Raw genomic sequence first — 16,902 nt, 5'->3', positions numbered from 1 at the left:
GAATGAATGATTCAACCTATTGAAATAATAGAACAACCCACACAAAGTTATTGATAAACATAATAATTAACTAGCAACTCTACTTACCTCTCATATCGCCACTTTACTTCGTCTGTTTTGCAAAACTGTCGACAATTAGACATATTCTTTTTCTATACTGCTTTATGCCCATTAATTAGCACAAATGTAAAACAGCATGAATATGGAAGTTGAAGTGTGTACACATGGTGCTTACTTACAACGCGTACCGCGCAGTTTTTTTCAAAAGCTGCTGGGCATCAAGGAAGTATACGTATGCACAAAGTGTGGTTACGTCATGAAAGTTAAGTAGTTAGCCCAAGAAACAAACCAACCGCAAAAAAAGCGGCTCAATTGAGCCGCTTTTTACATCTACAGTAAACTTATTCTTCGGTTTCCGCTTCTGCCTCTTCGCCTCGACGCGTATAAAAACGCGCAAAGAACAAACCGACTTCAAACAGTAAACACATCGGAATAGCGAGTAAGGTTTGCGAGATCATGTCTGGTGGCGTTAACACCATACCTACGACAAACGCCGCCACAATGATATAAGGCCGTTTCTGTCTTAGATCTTCTGGTGTGGTGGCCCCAGTCCAACACAACAAAATAATCGCAACAGGCACCTCGAATGCGATACCAAACGCCATAAATAGCGCCAGTACAAAATCGAGATAGCTAGAAATGTCGGTCGCAAACTCTACACCACCCAATGAGATAGCAGTAAAGAAGCCAAACACTAGTGGAAACACCACAAAATACGCAAATGCCACACCGCAATAAAACAGCAGTGAGCTGGAAAACAGCAACGGCATAATCAAACGACGCTCATGTTTGTATAAGCCAGGAGCAACAAAGGCCCAAACTTGATACAAAATAAACGGCACCGCAATAAATACCGAAGCGATTAACGTCAACTTCAGTGGCGTGAAAAAGGGTGAAGCCACATCCGTAGCAATCATGGTCGCGCCTTCAGGTAGACGCTCTACTAAAGGTGCGGAAACAAACTCGTAAATGTGGTTAGAGAAATAAATTAGTCCGACAAACACCACCAACACTGCCAAAATTGAGCGCAGTAGTCGGTTGCGAAGCTCCAACAAATGACTAATTAAAGGTTGTGTCTGCTCGACGGTAGACATGGCAAACCTCTTATTAAAAACCAGATCAAAAAGGAGCTACCAATCACTAGTAGCTCCTCCTAATGAGACTATTCGGCTTTCTTATCTGCCGCTGTAACCTTGCTCTCTTCCGCTTTCTCTACCTTTTCTGCTGCTGGCTCTGTTTTTACAGGCTCAGCCTCTGAATCGGTGTTCTTTGCGTAAGGACGATTTACAGATTGCGCTGCCTTCTTCAATTCTTCGACTGAAGATTTCAACTCAGGAGACAAATCATCCATCCCCATTTGCTCTGCTTTGCGCAAGTTTTCTTGCAGCTCTTGGACTTTCAGCTCGTGTGACAATTCGTCTTTGACGCTATTTGCCATACTCTTAGCGGCACCGATAAAGCGAGACACGCTGCGAATAGCATGAGGCAAACGCTCCGGCCCAAGAACGACCAGACCAACAACAGATATTAATACCAGTTCCCAAAAACCGATATCAAACACGTTTTATGCCTGCTCTTTATCTTTTTTCGTTTCAGGAGCAGCTTCTTTTTTCTGCTGCTCTTCTAGACTTTTTGGTTCGAAGTCTGCGTCTTTGTCATTTTTCGCAGGTTCATCTTCGCTCATCGCTTTTTTGAAGCCCTTAACGGCACCACCCAGATCGCCACCGATACCGCGTAGTTTCTTAGTTCCGAATAGCAATACAACAATTACAGCAATGATTAGAAGTTGCCAAACACTGATACCACCCATTCTCTTTACCTCGGGTCTTTAAATAAACAAAAATATTTCAAGAGTTTAACGTCTATTGACGATAAGCTCGCCAACTAAGCAGCCAAAATGTGACACCTGCGATACCGCTGGCCAACGAAAGCTGCTCAAAAGCATTGTTCACCAATATTGCCGAGCATACGACTAAAGTGGCGCCAACGCCAAATAAAAACTTTCCTGTCGCCTGCTGGCGCTTGCTCTGACGATACCCTTGGTAAAGCTGATCCATGCGTTGGTTCATCGCTTTACCTTGTTTCAGGCTATCGTAAAGCAGCTCTGGCAGTTCCGGTAGCTTCTCCGCCCAAAATGGCGCGCGATCTTTAATCGCATTCACCAAAGCTTGCGGCCCAACTTGATTCATCATCCATTCTTCAAGGAATGGTTTTGCGGTCTCCCACAAATCAAGCTGAGGGTACAGCTGCCTACCAAGCCCTTCCACGTACAGCAGCGTTTTTTGCAGCAATACAAGCTGTGGCTGAACCTCCATGTTGAATCGACGTGCCGTGTTGAACAAATTCAACAGCACATGACCAAAGGAGATTTCGCACAGCGGCTTAGCAAAAATAGGCTCACACACAATACGAATCGCGAACTCAAACTCATCGACATTGGTATCGGCAGGCACCCATCCTGAGTCCACATGTAACTCCGCCACTCGGCGGTAGTCTCGATTGAAAAACGCCAGAAAGTTTTCCGCCAGATAACGCTTGTCTTCACTATTAAGTGTACCAACGATTCCGCAATCTAGCCCGATCCACATTGGGTTCTCTGGGTGTTCTGGTTTGACGAACACGTTCCCCGGATGCATATCGGCATGGAAGAAGCTGTCTCGGAACACCTGAGTGAAGAACACACTCACGCCGCGCTCCGCGAGCAATTTCATATTGGTGCCATTTGCTTTCAAGCCTTCAATATCAGAGACTTGAATGCCATATATTCGCTCAGAAACCATGACAGTTTCATTACTGAAGTCAGGAAAAACTTCAGGAACATACAATTCTTCGCTGCCTTCAAAGTTGCGGCGCAACTGAATGGCATTCGCCGCTTCACGTCGTAAGTCGAGTTCATCAAGCAATGTTTTCTCGTACTCACGTACAACTTCAACTGGTTTCAAACGACGAGCTTCAGGCATCGCTCCGGCGACTATACGCGCCATTCGGTGCATCAGTTTTAGATCTGAATCAATGACCGGGCGAATATCTGGGCGGATAACCTTTAATACCACTTCTTGGTTAGAGTCTTTTAAACGCGCAGTATGCACCTGAGCAATCGATGCTGACGCCAGTGGTTTGATATCAAACTCGGTAAACCAGTTTTCTAACGGACCACCTAATGCTTGCTCCATCTGCTTTTTTGCTAGCTCACCATCAAATGGCGCGACTTGGTCTTGAAGCAAAGCTAGGGGATCAGCAATATGCGGAGGAAATAAGTCACGGCGCGTTGACATCATCTGACCGAACTTAATCCAAACTGGCCCCAGCTCTTGCAACGCTAAACGCAGGCGCTCACCGAGTGGTTTTTCTGGATGCTTGTTCTTAATCCAGAACAGGCTTTTGCGCAGTAATAACGGAGCTTTGGTCAGTTGGTGATCGGGAAGCAGCTCATCTAAGCCGTATTCCAGTTGTACTTTGGCGATGTGGTATAAGCGCTTTAGTTCTGCTGGCGTCATGGTTTCTCCAATGCCGGCTTATTTGCATCCAGCTTATTCAGCAAAGCAGTCAAGCGTGCTTCAACGCGAGAAGCCTGGCTGCGAACCTCATCAACCTGGTCGCAAAAATACGCCACTTCTAGAGGAGCAGGTGCCAACTTCCACTCTTCAGTCACTACTTGCGCAAGATGACGCTGGTGTTTCTCTGCTTGAGATACGAGGAAGTTGCCTATGTTTTTTGAACCTTGCACAAAGGTATGTGCGGCGACATCGCCAGTCACGCGAGACAACCACTCTTCAACATCTGGCTTGCAATCCACCATCAACTGAGAGAATTTCTGCGCCAATTGAATATCGCCTTCAAGCTCGAGTTTATCTTGTTTAATAAGGCGAGTGATGTTGGCCTGGTCACGCAGCTCTGGCAACACGCTCAAGTTGAGCGATAAGTAGCAGTTTGGCTGTCCTTCATAATGACCGAGCACATCAATTTGCTGACTAAAAACGAACGTCAGTGTTTTATTGATCTCTTTCAGGTGAACTTGAATAACTTGACCTTTTAGACGCGCTAAACGACGGCCCAATGCAGGGTCGTCTTTGATCAGAGTATTCAGTGACGTTTCAATCACAGCGGTGATAAGTGGTTCAAATGGCATGCCGTTAACCCTTAGAATTTATAACCGCGATGCAAAGCCACAATACCACCAGTTAAGTTGTAGTATTTGGTGTTTTCAAAACCTGCGTCTTGCATCATGCCTTCCAGCGTTTCTTGGTCTGGATGCATACGGATTGACTCCGCTAGGTAGCGGTAACTCTCTGAGTCATTCGCAACTAGCTCACCGATTCTCGGCAATAAGTGGAATGAATATGCGTCGTATACTTTCGATAACGGCTCTAGCACTGGTTTTGAAAATTCCAACACCAATAGACGGCCGCCTGGCTTCAGTACGCGGAACATTGAACGAAGCGCTTTGTCTTTGTCAGTCACATTACGCAAACAAAAACTGATGGTGATGACATCAAAATAATCATCTGGGAACGGCAGTTCTTCTGCGTTGGCTTGAACGTAATGCACGTTACCCACAATTCCGTTATCGCGCAGTTTATCGCGGCCAACGTTAAGCATTGAATTATTGATATCAGCGAGGATGACATGGCCTTCATCGCCAACAATGCGCGAGAATTTCGCCGTTAAATCACCCGTACCACCACCTAGGTCAAGAATACGTTGGCCAGGGCGAGCACCACTACAATCGATAGTGAAGCGCTTCCAAAGGCGGTGAATACCACCAGACATCAGGTCATTCATGATGTCGTATTTTGTTGCCACGGAGTGGAATACTTCGGCAACCTTAGTCACTTTTTCGTCTTTTGCCACTGTAGAGAAACCAAAGTGGGTGGTTTCATTCTCTAACGCTGTATTGGATTGCAAACTTGTGTCCGTCATTCTAATTCCTCTTAGGCAGCGCTTTCTCTCTGCGGGGCGTTTGCTGACAAATAAAATCGCCCACTGCACTGCGGGCGATTAGTTTACTTTATCCTCAGCCGGATGTCTTTCTACTAACGGGTCATTTTCTGAAAATGAATCACTCTGCGCTAACTGTGCGAGGTCAGAAGAAATTGGTCGTTTGATTTCAACCCCAAGGTGCTTAAAGCTTTCGGCTTGACGAATCACATTCCCGCGCCCTGTAGCAAGCTTGTTCATTGCGCCTTGATAGCTTTGATTCGCCTTATCCAGCGCACCGCCGAGCCCTTCCATGTCGTCTACAAACAATCGTAATTTGTCGTAGAGTTTTGTCGCGCGCTGCGCAATCATTTTGGCGTTTTCGTTCTGGCGTTCATTGCGCCATAGATTATCAATGGTGCGCAGTGCCACCAGCAACGTTGTTGGGCTCACTAAAATGATGTTTTGCTCCATCGCTTCTTTGATCAAACTTGGATCGGCTTGAATCGCGACTTGGAACGCAGGCTCAACCGGAATAAACATCAGCACATAGTCCAAACTCTGAATACCTTTAAGTTTGTGGTAGTCCTTCATGCTTAAACCCTTAATGTGCGCACGCAGTGCGGCTAAGTGCGCACTCAAAGCCTGATCTCGCTCAGCATCAGTTTCGGCGTTGAAATAGCGCTCATAGGCGACCAGCGCCATTTTGGAATCCACAACCACTTGTTTGTTTTGTGGGAGATGAACAATCACATCAGGTTGGTAGCGCTTGCCTGCTTCATTTTGCAAATTCACCTGAGTCTGATATTCGTGCCCTTCACGTAAGCCAGACTCGGCAAGCACCCTAGCGAGCACCACTTCTCCCCAGTTACCTTGCTGCTTGTTGTCCCCTTTCAACGCTTGGGTCAAGTTAACCGCTTCGCGCGTCATTTGCTCATTCAAACGTTGCAGGTTTTTGAGCTCATGCACTAAGGTATGGCGCTCTTTAGCTTCTTGGCTAAAGCTGTCATTAACGTGCTTTTTGAATCCTTCTAGCTGCTCTCTGAGCGGTGACAACAAACCTTCCAAACTCTGACGGTTTTGCAAATCGACCTTCGCGGTTTTTTCTTCAAACAATTGGTTGGCCAAGTGCTCAAATTGCTGTTTCAGACGCGCCTCCGCTTGCTCTAGAATTTGCAGTTTTTCGGCATTGGCTTGGTTGATTTGCTCATGACGTGCTTGCTGCTCACGCAGTTGCGTTTCTAGACGTGATTTGTGCTCACGCATCTGACCAAGCTCATCAAAGTATTGCTGGCGCTCTTGCTTTACAGCCTCGAAGTAACGCAGTTTTTCCATTGCGGCCATCAGCTTTCCGTGTGTTTGGCGTACTTCAAACGCGGCTTTATCGCGCTCATCATCTAATTCATCCAACTCTTGCTGGGCATCGGCAAGGCTTTGTTTAACCTGTTCAAGCTGCTGTTGGTGAAGCTGCTTTTCTGAAACAAGTTGTTGTTCGAGAAGCTGAGTTTGGGTGATAAAACGCTGTTTCACCCACCAACCGACGGCGACACCACTAAGCGTGGCAGCACAAAGAGAAGAGAGAATGAGAGATTGGTACTCAAGAATCCATTGCATAATAGCGAGTTAGCCTGTGTTTTGTATCTATAACAATGGTATTTAGACACTGGATAAATGTCCAGTTTGTTGGATGAAAAATCCTCGCATACACTAGGCCTTCCTATAATATTCTTTCTTCCGCTCAAATGAACCAAACCGAGCGGCACATCATCACGCAGAGGCATCATGAACGAGCGTCGCGCCCTAGGATTTGGGCTCTCAGCAGTATTACTTTGGTCTACCGTTGCAACCGCATTTAAACTCACGTTGGCAGAATTTACGCCAATCCAAATGCTGTGCATTGCCAGTATCGTCTCTGCGCTTGCGCTGACGATAATCTGTGGTGTGCAAGGCAAGTTGGGCCAGTTAAGTGCCACCTTCCTCTCAAACCCTTGGTATTACCTACTGCTTGGGTTGATTAACCCCTTGGCGTATTACGTCATTCTCTTTAAAGCGTATGACTTGCTGCCTGCATCTCAAGCCCAAGCAATTAACTACAGCTGGGCCATTACCTTGACGCTAATGGCTGCTGTTTTCTTAGGGCAGAAGATCCGAGCTAAAGATTGGCTCGCTTGCGGTTTTAGCTATGTAGGCGTGATTGTGATTGCCACACAAGGCAATGTTCTCGGCATGCAATTCGAGAGCCCGTTGGGCGTGGGGCTGGCGCTGCTATCGACACTGTTGTGGGCTGGTTACTGGATTTTAAACACCAAAAATAAGGCCGACCCTGTGGTTGGTGTATTACTTGGTTTTTTGGTCGCTATTCCATTTGCCATTGGTTTAAGTCTTTATGAAGGAGCGAGCTGGCAGGCAATCTCAATTAAAGGTTGGGCAGCGGTGACGTATGTCGGGCTATTTGAAATGGGGATTACTTTCGTCCTATGGCTGAGCGCCCTCAAATCGACGCAAAACACTGCCCGCATCAGTAATCTGATCTTTGCTTCGCCATTCATCTCACTGATGCTATTGGCAACCATCATTGGTGAAGAAATTCATCCATCAACCTTGATTGGTTTAATACTAATCATCAGTGGATTAGTGGTCCAACAAGTATCGTGGGGTAAAAAAAACAAAGCCATGAGCACTTCTCAATGATGAACAAAAAACCTCAATAAACGATGCAATGAGTTGGATAAAAAAGAGATATAGCTAACAGTTTAATGATAGAAAGCGCCTTACGCTGCTGGGAATTACCTAAGCGTTGGATACGATACCAACACGGCCCAATAGCTTAAGCTAGATTCTAATACCACTATCTTTGGGCGCTTCAGGACACGTTATTAATTATGTTTCGCTTCGCTATTCCTTCGCCTTTGATGGCAGACTGGCAACAGGCTCTGCAACAATGCTGTGATGCTACTCAAGCTCAGGGACAACTTTATACTCTGAGCGATACCCAGCAGTGGCTATCAACTGAGGTGTCCACCTCGGTTCAAAATCATTGCGCTATCGTCGAAGTGGTAGTGCAAGTTGCCGCTCAATTTAAACCGACAGACTTGACGATAAGCCACACATCCTTTGGACAGCAAACCTTGAGCATAGGTCCAATTTGGCTACCAAATGGCGATCTGTTTGCCGTATTAGCGCTAACTCACCCTGACGATCAAATCACGGTAGTGTCTGCTTGGCTGAGTGCATTAGTGGGGCGAATGAGCTTTGATGTCAGCTCACACTACCAGCAAGAACGAACACGCCATCAAACTGCAGCGACCACACCATTACCGACGCTGCAAGAGTTTATCGACTGTCTTGAAGACCATATTTGGATAAAAGGCATGGATGGTCTTTATTCGATGACCAATCGAAGCGTAGAAAATGCGTGGCAAAAGACCAACAGTGAGATCATCGGCAAAGATGATTTCGCACTATTTAGCCACGAGCGAGCAGAGAAGTTCATTGAGGCCGATAACTTGGTCGTGGCGACAGGCACGCTGAACATCGTCGAAGAATGCCGCCAAATTGATGAAAACAATAACCCAACTTGGCTAGAAACCATTAAGTCTCCTGTCCGTGATAATGACGGAAACTTAATTGGCATTCTGGGCATGACGCGCAACATCACACGCCGGAAAATGGTCGAAACGCAACTCTCATTGGCGTCCAAAATTTTTAATAACTCACAAGAAGGCATGGTCATTACTGATCGCAATGCCAACATCATTGATGTAAACACAGCCTTTACTCAAATCACCGGCTATCGCTCTGAAGAGGTGATTGGAAAGAACCCCAGAATTCTGCGATCTGGTCATCATGACCAAGGCTTCTATAAACAGTTGTGGCATCAGCTCGAAACCAAAGGTCAATGGAAAGGCGAGTTCATCAACCGAAAGAAAGATGGCAGCATTTACCCGCAGTTAGCGACCATTAGTGCCGTAATGGACGATAAAAATCATCTCATTAACTACATCTGTGTATTTGAAGATATTTCCGTGCGTAAAGCACACGAAGAAAAACTGCAGCGCATGGCCTTTTATGATCCGTTAACGAATCTGCCTAATCGCACACATTTACTTAGCTTGCTTGAGCAACACATTGAAACCGGGCACAAGAACCAACAGACGTTTGCCACCCTATTTCTGGATATCGACCATTTCAAGCACATCAACGATAGCATGGGTCACTTTTGTGGTGATCAGTTGCTGTCTAAGTTGGCTATCCGTCTGCAAGATATTCTTCACTTAAATGCGCATGTGGCTCGTATTGGCGGCGATGAGTTCGTGATCATTTTGCCGGACGTCCACAGTGATGTGGCTTTGCTGGAAACCGTCGGCGATATTCTCAGCGTTTTCCAACAACCGTTCGACTTGGCAAATCACGACTCACTGCGCGTCTCGACCAGTATTGGCATAGCCTTATACCCAAGAGACGGCCAAGACAGCGAAACCTTACTCAAAAACGCAGATACGGCGATGTACTTAGCGAAGAAAAATGGGCGCAACGGCTACGCATTTTACTCACCAGATTTAACCGATAAATCGGTATCCCATGTGCGCATTCAATCTGCTTTGCATCAAGCGATAGAAAAACAGCAACTTCGATTAGAGTTCCAGCCACAATATAACTTGGAGCAACATGCGATTGTTGGCGTTGAAACCTTATTACGCTGGCAGCACCCCGAATTTGGCCTTGTACCACCAGCCGACTTTATTCCAATTGCAGAAAAAACGGGGCTTATCCAAAGCATTGGCGAGTGGGTCTTGCTACACGCTTGTCAGCAAGGAAATGCTTGGCTGAAACAAGGCGTTGAGTTTGGCAGAATTGCGGTTAATGTGTCGGCATTACAGCTTCAGCAATCGAATTTCATTCAGAGATTGAGCGATATCCTCAATCAAACTGGTTTCCCTGCTCAACGGCTGGATTTGGAGATCACCGAGAGCTTTTTACTGATCGACCCTCAACAAGCCATTGCGTCGTTAAATCAACTAAGAGGGTTAGGTATCGAGATTTCTCTGGATGATTTCGGCACAGGCTATTCGTCTTTGTCTTATTTGAAAGGTTTACCCATCAATAAGCTGAAAATTGATCGTTCGTTTGTCAGTGATGTACCCAGCAATAGCGATAGCAATGCGATTGTGAATGCGATTATCGCCATGGGCAAAACACTGTCATTGAAAGTCGTAGCGGAAGGAATAGAAACTCAGGAGCAAGCCGATTACTTGTTCGAAAAAGGCTGTGTTTACGGTCAAGGGTATCTTTTTAGCCGACCAGTAAGTGCGGAAAAACTTTTTCGTTGAGCCAGCTTGTCGCCCAAGTCATTCTCGTGGAGCCACATCCTCGGGGATGGTTTGGCTTGGTTGACTTTGAGTTGATTGACACAGCTCCAGACGCTCAACCAAAATATTAATGCAAACCAATAGCGGTACACCGATTAAGAGCCCCATACCGCCCCAAAGCCAACCCCAGAACACGAGCCAAACGAAGATCACTAACGGATTTAAATTGAATCTTTTCCCTAATAACGTTGGCGTGACAAACTGACTTTCAATCAAGTTGATCAACAAATAGATAGACACCACAGTGAGCATAAAACTGACCGACTCCAACTGCAGATAAGCCACAAAACCGAAACTCACCATGGAGATGACTGGGCCGAGATACGGCGCAAAATTCATCACGCCAGCAAACGCACCCCACAAGAACGGATCCTCAAGGCCTAAAACAAAAAACACCGCCCCAACACTCAACCCAAGTCCCGCATTCACTAACGTGATAGTGCCAATGTATCGAGATAGGTCTTTCTGTAGTGCTTTGACCAGTTCAATCGCTTGGCGCTGCTTGGCAAACCCATGCAAGTACGACACTGACTTTCGAAATAAGCTGCGTCCATGATTGAGCATAAAATACACCATAAACAGCACGATCATCGCTTGTGTCAAAATGGTCGGCGTCGTGGTCGCGAGTGTCTTCACCAAAGAAAATACGGTATTGTTCCCGACTTCATCCATACCCATATCGCTGGCAATATTCAGCGGCGTATTAAGGTGATCCGCCGAGGCTTGAGTCACTTCACTCACTTCTTGCGACACATTTTTCACGATACTGGGTAGTTCAGACCACCACTGCTTGGCAGGCTCCGACATGGCAGCAAGGCCAATAATTGAAGCACCAACCAAGAATGACAGAGTCACCACGACGGTAATCGCGCGCGGTAAACCTTTGTCTTCAAGATAGTTAATGAAAGGACTGCATAACAGAGAAATAAAGGTACTAAGCACAATAGGTAACAAGATTGGCTTAGCAAAATACAGCCCAGGAACGAGCAATAAGACAAGAAGGGTTGCACCAATCGCGGTGTTGGCAGGGATGTTCAATTTCGCTGTCATAAAAAGGCTCAAGGTCGGTAGGAATGATTATCGGCGAAAGCCGTTATTGGGGTTGCTCGACTTCTGTTTCTGTCGCGGTCTCTTCTGTCGAAGCAGTATTGCTTGCTTGTGGTTCTGCATTTTGACCTTGTTCTACGCCCGACTGGTTAGAAGACGCTGCCATAACTGGCTTGGCAAGCGAATCCGTCAGTTCGGAGACACTACTCGCCAATAGCCCCATGGAAGAGATAGAGGAAGTCAGTCGAGACAATCGACCCGCTTTGGCAGCGGTAACAGCAACGACAGCACTAATACCTAGCGTCGTCCAAGGATTTTCTTTCACAAACTTCTTAGTGGTAAACGTGAACATTTCCATCGACAAGCAGCATTGCTCTAAAGATGCCTTACCTTCCATCCGCTTGATTCGCATGGCTCGATTGAGCTTTTGTAGCGAGCGCATCCCACCCCTCCTGCAACTGTTCTGTCGTATTTTTGAATCCAAGGAAACCAACTAAACGCTTCTGCCACCAAGCTAAAGACAGTAATGCCAAACCTAAGGACGCAATAAATACGCCCACGGCAACATACACGTTAGCGGTCAGCTGATAAGCCACCACACCAGAGGCAAGGCACAAACTGAACACGAACAATACCGACAATAAGGTAAAAACAATGGCGCACAGCAAAATCTGTCGCGCTGCGGACGCATTAATTTTCACCTCCAAGAGGAACAAATCCAACGTTGAACCCGACCACGCTTTCAGCGATTGAGTCAATTGGTCCAGTTGTGAAAGAATACTGCTCAAACCATTGATGGTTTGTTGGATATCCTGCTCTTCTGCCCCACTTGGGGCTCGACCGCTGTCTGCTGCGGCCGAGCCCGGTTGCTGGTTGGTGACTTGTCCGGAGTTATTCATTGGAACCCTCGCCTTCTGTTATGTGGCTTAATCCGTTGGACCGCGATTATTTGATCAGCTTCGAAACCGCCCAACCCGCAAGGAAGGCACAACCAATGCTCAGCAATGGACGCTCCTTGATAACGTTCTCTGCCGACTTGGTCGCCTGCTGAACGTGTTCCGCGCCCACATCAAATTTCTCTTTAGCTTGGTCTTTCATTGCGCCGACGGCTTCCGTCGTGGCTTGCTCCGCTAAGTGATATGCTTCTTCTAACTGCTCTTGAGGTTTTACTGTGCTTTCTTTTGTTGTAGCCATAACTAGCCTCCGTTGATGAGTTGAGTAGTAAATCAAGTGAAACAACTTTTGAACTCACTTACTCACTACAAAGCCATATTCGTGCCAAAATTATAAGCACATGTTTTTAATTGGTTTTTGTTTTATTTCACGACAAATCCTTATCTGTACGTGTAATTCTTTCCAGACTTCCCCAACATTCTTGTAATTTTTTCTTAGCGCCTCGTCTGCAACCCTCCAATTCTTGCGCAATAAACTCATAACCAATTGATTAATAGAAAAATAACATTCATTGGCATACAACCTGCAACTAAAGATGAAACATTGGTGTTTGTTCCCCATACGTACAAACACTCCCATCACCAACCAAATCAGGAGTGAGATATGAAAAATGAAAATATCGCCTCAATCATTGAGCTTATCGAGAGCGGAAATGACATTTACAACAAGGCCATTGAGAACATTGACAACACTTCTTTGAATAATGTGTTGGTAGAACTGCTTAGAGTACGTGAGCGAGCGGTGCTTGAGCTTACTCCCTACACATTGGCAAATAACCAGGAAGACTCTGCCGACGACACTCCGGTTTCCTACACCATTAAAGCGCGTGAGGTATACAGCGATGTGATGAAGGAGGTGTCTTCTGACAAAGAGTCCATGTATTTGGAACAGCTCGAAGGTGTTGAAAGCAAGGTGCTCAAAGAGATCGAAAACCTAATTACTAGCCACCCAGAGCAAGCGGATAATTCGGTTCTACTGAAAGTTCGCAGTGATATCAAAAGCTGTAAAGAAAAGCTCAGCAGCATCAGCCTTATCAGCTGATCCATAGTGGTCGCCTTTGCAATCAAGCGCTGGCAGAGAAAATGGCCAACTCGTTTTGGCCATTTCTGATAAGACCACTGGCACCTCAATACAACCAAAACTAGAAAACACTAAACCGAGTAATCAACACGGTAGTCATAAATAAAGAGGTCAGTATGACATTGGATAATAATCGAGTAAGGGAGCTACTCGTAAAAATGACACACCATCGCCAAACGTGTTTGCCTCTCGTTAATCCGCAATCGCATATGACACTCGCAAGAGCGGCGTATCGATTCGTTAAAATAGAAAAAGTGATGATCAAAAAGATGGCGAAGTTGTTCTTCGACCAAGATGGTGAACAATTCATTGCGGAAAATGCCACCGAATACGGCGTTGCTGAACTAGGTAATTACAAAGAAATGCATTTCATGAACAAGTTATTGTTAGATGATTTAAAAGCGCTACTCAGAGCCATTGACGACACCAACTTAACGGCGCTTGTTTCTTACTGGTTAGCTGCTTTACAAGTCGAAAACGATGAAATTGAAAAGCACTTACCCCAGGGTGAGTAGTCATACTCACCCCCCTTCTTCCTTTCACTTCGAGAACGACAAATAGACGCTCTCTCAGATACAAAAAATGCCGATATAAAAAAGCCGCTGCACCTACGCAGCGACCTTATTGGTTCCCTCAAAACTATGACTAAACCGGTAAACAAAGGCGCGCTATAAAGCACTAGGCAAATCGCGCATTATCCACTGCTTATCTGTTTTAAAGCTAAGCCGATTTACTTCTCCCGCTTGGGACAAATACATTCAACGATTTTGGACGAAGCTTAATCGCTAATTGCTCATCAGAATAAAGCTCACCATCAATCACATACTCAATCGGTTTGTTCGCAGAAATAGTGACATTCTGAGCCGTCGCGTATTGAAAATGAGTCGATTCCTCCTGCGCACCTACGCTGGTTAATGTCAGATCAGACAATGCGATGAGGCGTCCGCCTAAAGATTCGGTGTTATCTAAATACGTGATATGCAGCTTGCCATCGTCAGGCTGCGGAGCACCACCACCTTGCGCGAGCAACGTACTAAAAGGAGCGATGTTCGCAACGACAAAGCTATGAACTTCTAGCGTTTGTGATCCATTTTCGCGGTTTCCATCTTCAAATGGCGCATCCATCGCAACAGTCAACGTCTGCGTCTCTTCCGCCACCACCGCGTTAAAAAAGCCCGTTAAGTAGGCCAATTGTCCAAAGGTGTTTTTCTCTTCTCGCTGCGCATGCTCGATCATTTTCTGCTCTAGGCCAATACCTAGGACTAACAATATAAGCCTCTGATTACACTCAGCCGTATCAATACGTTGGCAGTGACCTGCTAGCAATGCTTCACACGCTTTTTCGACTGGTGAGAATTTTGCGCCAACTCCATAGAGCACATGACATAACGCATTGGCGGTTCCGAGCGGAACAATACCGAGTTTGATATCGGTACCTACCAGCTGGCTCGCCACTTCCGTCACTGTGCCATCGCCACCCGCTACGATAATTTGCTTAGCACCACTTTCTTTTGCCTGCAGCGTGAGCTGCTCAGCGCTGAGATTTGTGGTGGTTTGATGAATACTCAAGCGATATTTTTTGGTTAGTTCACGAATCAAGTACTGTTCGTTTTCCTCCCATTTTCCGCCACCTGCAACAGGGTTAACCACCATCCAAGTGGACTGATCCAGACACAGTACGCCTTTTTCACTTATCGCTCGTAACGTTTTGATCTGCAATTTATTCAATCTCGCGGTACTGCGCACGTCATTGATTTTTTTCATCACAGATTCAACCGTCAGCGACGGATCTTTGCTCAGTAGATACGCCGCAACAACAAACACCGATCGACCACGCCCTAACGCACAATGCACAACCACAGCTCGCGAGCACGAGATTTGCGTATCAATCCAGTTAATCGCATGGCGAAGGCGCTCTAGCGTTGGGGCTTTGTGGTCGAGTACCGGAATCGAAAGGTAATGAAACTGCTTGTCGGTCATCGCACTTTCAAGCCCAGCAAACTCTGCGGTGACATCGACAATACAAGAGATGTCATTGGATTCGAGAAAATCTAAGTCACTCTGAAATAGCCGACGGGAGAGGTATAAATTATCGCTGACTTTTTGGATTGGAGGCACAGTATCGCGCCGTCTTTCCCAGGCATTATACGCTCTAGCGCCCAGCAAAAAGGGGATGAATGCCCAGCGGATCCACCTGACAATCTTACCGTCTTGGTTTTTTCTAAAAATGGAGGGAATGTCGAAAACGTAGGCTACGCTGACTAATGCTAAAGAAAGAGATACCCACAAGAACAACAGGCTAACCATGATTTGGGGAATATAAATAGCGGCCAATAAACTGATCAGAGCGCCAAGAATATAATATTTGATGATAAACATTCGCTCTCCTTGCCTTCAGCGAGTGCGCTTTTTTAGTGAAAGTGAGAATAAGCTGGTTTTAGTTTAGGCTAATTAGCTTGGTAAACGCTTTGATTGGGCCCCTTCCCGTACCGAAATGGCACGAAAAGGACCAATACTCCACCTAGCTAGACATTTCTTCGACGTAGCTATCCGCTAGTTTCATTTTCTGCTGATCGGTCATCACCTTACCGGCCAATTGGAAAAAACGCTGCTCTTCTTCTTCGAGGTGGTGCAATACTTTGTGACGCAAAGTTTTCATGAGGTTGAGCCATGCTGGCGAGCTCATGTCGGTTGCATCAAGCTGCGCAATCACTTTATCAATCTCGTGGTGCTCTGCGATGCCATGACGAGTAAGATCGATGGTTTTATCGCTCTCGATTAAAGGCGCGTAGAAAAAGCGCTCTTCTGCGACGGCGTGCTGTTCGAGTTCATCCTTCAGATTGTGGTAAAACTCTTCGCGTGCAGGGGAATCTCCAGACGTTTCCATCAGAGCATCGAGTAAAAGGCGTTGCTTTTCATGACTCTCTTTTAGTACATCAAATATGTTTTTCATCTTTGACTCCTCATCTGATTGTAAACACTTGGGATAAAAGGAAGGGCGGTGATTGACCGCCCTTCTCTTACATTGCTGTGAACAAAAAGCTGACCTGACTCGACTAACAATCTTGGTCTTCTGCGTTCAAGTTCTCTTTAATATTTTCACACTCATCTTCAATCGCATTTTGAGTTTCTTCGGCGGCTTCATCTATCTTCTTGCCTGCCTGTTCCATTGGCCCTTCTTCACTACAAGCAGCCAGTGCGAACACCAAACCAAATACTGCGGCGATACGGTAAATTAATGACGTAAGTCGCATGAAATCTCCTATCTATTTACGTTTTTTCTTCCTAGCAGAACAATCACTATTGATACAATTAATGACAATAGAAATAGGTAAAATATCACCTGCGCGATAGAGGCCGCCGCCCCTGCAATACCAGTAAAACCTAGTAGTGCAGAAATCAGTGCCAAAGCCAGAAAAATAAACATCCAACGAACCATAGTGTTACCTCCTAATAAAATTGGGTTAGGTCACTC

At 45.9% G+C, this 16,902-nt stretch carries 19 protein-coding genes; 4 read left to right on the top strand and 15 right to left on the bottom strand.

Annotation, left to right across the window (positions count from 1 at the left end; all coding sequences use genetic code 11):
* Positions 1-401: 401 nt before the first annotated feature.
* The 7 genes from tatC to rmuC all read right to left on the bottom strand — a co-directional run bounded on the left by tatC (position 402) and on the right by rmuC (position 6,591).
* Positions 402-1,154, bottom strand: coding sequence for a twin-arginine translocase subunit TatC (gene tatC / locus L3V30_RS14990; protein ID WP_005394442.1), 753 nt, complete (start codon positions 1,152-1,154; stop codon positions 402-404).
* A gap of 68 nt (positions 1,155-1,222) precedes the next feature.
* Positions 1,223-1,621: a Sec-independent protein translocase protein TatB gene (gene tatB / locus L3V30_RS14985; protein WP_005382959.1), complete on the bottom strand. Its 399-nt coding sequence runs from the start codon at positions 1,619-1,621 to the stop codon at positions 1,223-1,225.
* Positions 1,622-1,624: 3 nt separating this feature from the next.
* Entirely contained in the window at positions 1,625-1,870 is a 246-nt protein-coding gene (gene tatA, locus L3V30_RS14980) for a Sec-independent protein translocase subunit TatA (RefSeq protein WP_005382958.1), read from the bottom strand.
* A gap of 52 nt (positions 1,871-1,922) precedes the next feature.
* Positions 1,923-3,557, bottom strand: a complete 1,635-nt coding sequence (ubiB, locus tag L3V30_RS14975; RefSeq protein ID WP_104974618.1) for a ubiquinone biosynthesis regulatory protein kinase UbiB — start codon at positions 3,555-3,557, stop codon at positions 1,923-1,925.
* Positions 3,554-4,189 carry an SCP2 domain-containing protein gene (locus L3V30_RS14970; protein ID WP_237309213.1) on the bottom strand — a complete coding sequence of 212 codons (636 nt, stop codon included), beginning with the start codon at positions 4,187-4,189 and terminating at the stop codon, positions 3,554-3,556. Before L3V30_RS14970 ends, ubiB begins: the two co-directional genes overlap by 4 nt.
* Before the next feature lie 11 nt (positions 4,190-4,200).
* Positions 4,201-4,980, bottom strand: coding sequence for a bifunctional demethylmenaquinone methyltransferase/2-methoxy-6-polyprenyl-1,4-benzoquinol methylase UbiE (gene ubiE, locus L3V30_RS14965; RefSeq protein ID WP_005379210.1), 780 nt, complete (start codon positions 4,978-4,980; stop codon positions 4,201-4,203).
* Positions 4,981-5,058: 78 nt separating this feature from the next.
* Entirely contained in the window at positions 5,059-6,591 is a 1,533-nt protein-coding gene (gene rmuC / locus L3V30_RS14960) for a DNA recombination protein RmuC (protein WP_237309212.1), read from the bottom strand.
* 168 nt (positions 6,592-6,759) lie between these two features.
* On the opposite strand from rmuC, the gene L3V30_RS14955 reads away from it, so the two are divergent.
* Positions 6,760-7,668, top strand: coding sequence for a DMT family transporter (locus L3V30_RS14955; RefSeq protein WP_237309211.1), 909 nt, complete (start codon positions 6,760-6,762; stop codon positions 7,666-7,668).
* A 191-nt stretch (positions 7,669-7,859) separates the two neighbouring features.
* A complete protein-coding gene (locus L3V30_RS14950; protein WP_237309210.1) occupies positions 7,860-10,307 on the top strand; it encodes a bifunctional diguanylate cyclase/phosphodiesterase in 2,448 nt (815 codons plus the stop codon).
* 18 nt (positions 10,308-10,325) lie between these two features.
* On the opposite strand, the gene L3V30_RS14945 is transcribed toward L3V30_RS14950, so the two are convergent.
* The 4 genes from L3V30_RS14945 to L3V30_RS14930 are packed head-to-tail and all read right to left on the bottom strand — an operon-like array spanning position 10,326 to position 12,587.
* The gene (locus L3V30_RS14945; protein WP_005394430.1) at positions 10,326-11,396 is read right to left on the bottom strand and encodes an AI-2E family transporter; all 1,071 of its coding nucleotides are present in this window, start codon (positions 11,394-11,396) and stop codon (positions 10,326-10,328) included.
* A gap of 43 nt (positions 11,397-11,439) precedes the next feature.
* Positions 11,440-11,790 (bottom strand): hypothetical protein, encoded by a 351-nt coding sequence (locus L3V30_RS14940; protein ID WP_031780395.1) that lies wholly within the window; start codon positions 11,788-11,790, stop codon positions 11,440-11,442.
* Complete coding sequence (locus L3V30_RS14935) at positions 11,780-12,292, bottom strand: hypothetical protein (protein ID WP_167427035.1); 513 nt, start codon at positions 12,290-12,292, stop codon at positions 11,780-11,782. Before L3V30_RS14935 ends, L3V30_RS14940 begins: the two co-directional genes overlap by 11 nt.
* Before the next feature lie 46 nt (positions 12,293-12,338).
* Entirely contained in the window at positions 12,339-12,587 is a 249-nt protein-coding gene (locus L3V30_RS14930; RefSeq protein ID WP_005394426.1) for a hypothetical protein, read from the bottom strand.
* 363 nt (positions 12,588-12,950) lie between these two features.
* Here L3V30_RS14930 and L3V30_RS14925 point away from each other — a divergent pair, with 363 nt between their 5' ends.
* Both L3V30_RS14925 and L3V30_RS14920 read left to right on the top strand, forming a co-directional pair.
* Complete coding sequence (locus tag L3V30_RS14925; protein ID WP_005394423.1) at positions 12,951-13,388, top strand: DUF2383 domain-containing protein; 438 nt, start codon at positions 12,951-12,953, stop codon at positions 13,386-13,388.
* 155 nt (positions 13,389-13,543) lie between these two features.
* Positions 13,544-13,942 carry a hypothetical protein gene (locus L3V30_RS14920; RefSeq protein ID WP_005379193.1) on the top strand — a complete coding sequence of 133 codons (399 nt, stop codon included), beginning with the start codon at positions 13,544-13,546 and terminating at the stop codon, positions 13,940-13,942.
* 205 nt (positions 13,943-14,147) lie between these two features.
* Here the strand turns inward: L3V30_RS14920 and L3V30_RS14915 are convergent, their stop codons facing one another.
* From L3V30_RS14915 to L3V30_RS14900, 4 genes are all read right to left on the bottom strand, one after another.
* Positions 14,148-15,806, bottom strand: coding sequence for a diacylglycerol kinase family protein (locus L3V30_RS14915; RefSeq protein ID WP_237309209.1), 1,659 nt, complete (start codon positions 15,804-15,806; stop codon positions 14,148-14,150).
* 142 nt (positions 15,807-15,948) lie between these two features.
* Positions 15,949-16,380: a hemerythrin domain-containing protein gene (locus tag L3V30_RS14910; RefSeq protein WP_237309208.1), complete on the bottom strand. Its 432-nt coding sequence runs from the start codon at positions 16,378-16,380 to the stop codon at positions 15,949-15,951.
* A gap of 103 nt (positions 16,381-16,483) precedes the next feature.
* Complete coding sequence (locus L3V30_RS14905; protein ID WP_048624594.1) at positions 16,484-16,681, bottom strand: hypothetical protein; 198 nt, start codon at positions 16,679-16,681, stop codon at positions 16,484-16,486.
* 8 nt (positions 16,682-16,689) lie between these two features.
* A complete protein-coding gene (locus L3V30_RS14900) occupies positions 16,690-16,866 on the bottom strand; it encodes a DUF1328 family protein (protein ID WP_005379177.1) in 177 nt (58 codons plus the stop codon).
* Positions 16,867-16,902 lie beyond the last annotated feature (36 nt).

The organism is Vibrio sp. A1-1 (assembly GCF_021728175.1).
GTDB classification, from domain to species: Bacteria; Pseudomonadota; Gammaproteobacteria; order Enterobacterales; family Vibrionaceae; genus Vibrio; species Vibrio diabolicus.
Note: the sequence above shows the minus strand (reverse complement) of the source record. Positions and strands in the feature narration are given on the sequence as shown.